Annotated in this window: 4 protein-coding genes and 1 pseudogene; all 5 read left to right on the forward strand. The window is 67.8% G+C overall.

Features of this window, described 5'->3' with window-relative positions; all coding sequences use genetic code 11:
* Positions 1–78, forward strand: a pseudogene (locus MKI88_RS21305) (imidazoleglycerol-phosphate dehydratase); the annotation flags it as partial.
* Positions 71–691, forward strand: coding sequence for an imidazole glycerol phosphate synthase subunit HisH (hisH, locus tag MKI88_RS21310; protein ID WP_241633556.1), 621 nt, complete (start codon positions 71–73; stop codon positions 689–691). The pseudogene MKI88_RS21305 and the gene hisH, both read left to right, overlap by 8 nt.
* A complete protein-coding gene (gene hisA, locus MKI88_RS21315) occupies positions 688–1,419 on the forward strand; it encodes a 1-(5-phosphoribosyl)-5-[(5-phosphoribosylamino)methylideneamino]imidazole-4-carboxamide isomerase (protein WP_241633557.1) in 732 nt (243 codons plus the stop codon). Before hisH ends, hisA begins: the two co-directional genes overlap by 4 nt.
* Positions 1,416–2,180 carry an imidazole glycerol phosphate synthase subunit HisF gene (hisF, locus tag MKI88_RS21320; RefSeq protein WP_241633558.1) on the forward strand — a complete coding sequence of 255 codons (765 nt, stop codon included), beginning with the start codon at positions 1,416–1,418 and terminating at the stop codon, positions 2,178–2,180. Before hisA ends, hisF begins: the two co-directional genes overlap by 4 nt.
* Before the next feature lie 177 nt (positions 2,181–2,357).
* A complete protein-coding gene (locus MKI88_RS21325) occupies positions 2,358–2,654 on the forward strand; it encodes a PEP-CTERM sorting domain-containing protein (protein WP_241633559.1) in 297 nt (98 codons plus the stop codon).
* Positions 2,655–2,667: the final 13 nt, after the last annotated feature.

The raw sequence follows: 2,667 nt of genomic DNA on the forward strand, positions 1-2,667 counted from the left end.
CTGCGCCAGGCCGTCGAGATCGATCCGCGCAAGGCCGATTCGATTCCCTCGACGAAGGGAACGCTGGGCGGTGGCTGAGCGGATCGCGCTGATCGATTACGGCGCGGGCAATCTCCATTCGGTTCATAACGCGCTCCGCGCCGCGGGCGCGTCCGGCGTCGTCGTGACCGCTGATCCCGACACGGTGCTGGCGGCAGACCGCGTCGTGCTGCCCGGCGTGGGCGCGTTCGCGGCCTGCGCCGCCGCGCTGAACGCGATACCGGGTATGCGCGCGGCGCTCGACGAAGCGGTCCTGAAACGCGCCAGACCCTTTCTGGGCATCTGCGTCGGCATGCAGCTGATGGCGACGCGCGGCGAGGAATTCGGCGGCGAGGAAGGGCTTGGCTGGATTCCCGGCACGGTCCGCCTGCTCCGTCCCGCCGATCCCGCGCTCAAGGTGCCCCATATGGGCTGGAACGATGTGACGCCCGGGGCGCCGCATCCGCTCATCGAGCAGGGCGAAGCCTATTACCTGCACAGCTTCGTCTTCGACGCCAGTGATCCCGCGCATGTGGTCGCCCTCAGCGATCATGGCGGCGCGGTCACCGCAGCGGTTGCACGCGACGCGATGATCGGCGTCCAGTTCCATCCCGAGAAGAGCCAGCGTTACGGGCTCGATTTCCTTGCCCGATTCCTGGAGTGGCGGCCATGAGCCTTATCGTTTTCCCCGCGATCGACCTGAAGGGTGGCCAGGTCGTGCGGCTCGCCGAAGGCGATATGGAGCGCGCCACGGTCTATGGAGACGATCCCGCCGCGCAGGCGCTGCTGTTCGCAGATGCGGGCGCCGGACACCTGCACGTGGTCGACCTCGACGGCGCCTTTGCGGGCGGATCGGTCAACGGCGAAGCAGTGAAAGCGATCGTCGAGGCATTCCCGGGTCATGTCCAGCTGGGCGGCGGCATCCGCAGCCGCGAATCGATCGAGCGCTGGTTCGACCTCGGCGTGGCGCGCGTCGTGATCGGCACCGCGGCACTGCAGAACCCCCAACTGGTGCGCGAGGCCGCACGCGACTTTCCCGGCGGTATCGTCGTCGCGGTCGATGCGCGCGACGGCATGGTCGCGACGCAGGGCTGGGCCGACATATCCGACGTGTCGATCATCGACATGGCGCGACGCTTCGAGGACGCAGGCGTCGCCGCCCTGCTGTTCACCGATGTCGGTCGCGACGGGTTGCTCAAGGGCTGCAATGTCGAGGCGACCGTGGACCTTGCGCGCGCCACCGATATTCCGGTGATCGCAAGCGGCGGAGTGGCCGGGATCGGCGACATCCGGATGCTTTCCATCCATGCCCGGGACGGGATCGAGGGCGTGATCACGGGCCGCGCGCTTTACGACGGCAGGCTCGATCTGGCCGCAGCCCTGGCGGTGGCCGCGCTGTGACCGTCCGGGCACGGGTCATCCCATGTCTCGACGTCAAGGACGGGCGCGTCGTCAAGGGTGTCAATTTTGTCGACCTGCGTGATGCGGGCGACCCCGTTGAGGCGGCGCGCGCCTATGATGCGGCGGGCGCCGATGAGCTCTGCTTTCTCGACATTTCGGCGAGCCATGAGGGGCGCGGCACGTTGATCGACATGGTTCGCCGGACCGCCGAAGTCTGCTTCATGCCGCTCACCGTGGGCGGCGGGGTCCGCAGTCCCGAGGACGCGCGCGCGCTGCTGCTCGCGGGCGCAGACAAGGTCGCGGTCAACAGCGCGGCGGTATCCCGGCCCGAAGTGGTTGCAGAGATTGCCGAACGCTTCGGCAGCCAGTGCATCGTCGGATCGGTCGATGCACGGCGCGTGGCGGAGGGCCGCTGGGAGATTTTCACGCATGGCGGGCGGCGCGAAACTGGCATCGACGCGGTCGCGCACGCCATCCGGCTCGCCGAGCTCGGCGCAGGCGAATTGCTGGTGACCTCGATGGACCGCGACGGCACGCGCGACGGCTATGACCTGGTGCTGACGCGCACGATCGCCGATGCGGTCAGCGTGCCCGTGGTCGCGAGCGGCGGTGTGGGCGCGCTTCGTCATCTGGTCGAGGGCATTGTCGAGGGGCATGCGAGCGCGGTGCTCGCCGCCTCGATCTTCCATTTCGGCGAGGCAAGCATCGCCGATGCGCATGCCGCGCTCGCCGGTGCCGGAATTCCCGTGCGCGCAGGCTAAGGGATTAACATCCTGCCGATTTATCCCATGGTTAATGTCGAACGGCTTTACATTAACCATAATGGCTCGATCTTCGTTAACCATCATATCGCCGACGAGGCCCGGCATCTTCCCCAAATGGCAGGCTCCTTGCTGCCTTCAGGCACAATGGAGCGAGAGCCTAAGGGGATCAGTTCGATGTCGATCATGCGTCTTGTACTTGTTGCGTCTGCGGCCGCACTGGCAGTAGCAGCGCCCGCGCACGCGGGACGGGGTGGCTCTTCCGGGGGATGGGGCGGTTCATCGGGCGGCCACAGTTCGTCGGGCGGCTGGAGCTCGAGCGGCGGCTCTTCCGGCGGGCCCTCGTCATCCTCGGGCGGCACGCAGGTGCCCGAGCCCGCCGATTTCGCGCTGTTCGCGATGGGGGTCGCGGGCCTGTTGATCGGGCGTCACGGCAGCCGCAAGCGCCGTAGCAGGACCGACGAAGCCGCTTGACGCGCCGAGCCGG

Source organism: Sphingomonas sp. LaA6.9 (genome assembly GCF_022601895.1).
GTDB lineage: Bacteria > Pseudomonadota > Alphaproteobacteria > Sphingomonadales > Sphingomonadaceae > Sphingobium_A.

Excerpts from the sequence above, each read along its gene's own strand:
- hisA (WP_241633557.1), top strand. The coding sequence starts at position 688 with ATGAGCCTTATCGTTTTCCCCGCGATCGACCTGAAGGGTGGCCAGGTC.
- MKI88_RS21325 (WP_241633559.1), top strand. The coding sequence starts at position 2,358 with ATGTCGATCATGCGTCTTGTACTTGTTGCGTCTGCGGCCGCACTGGCA.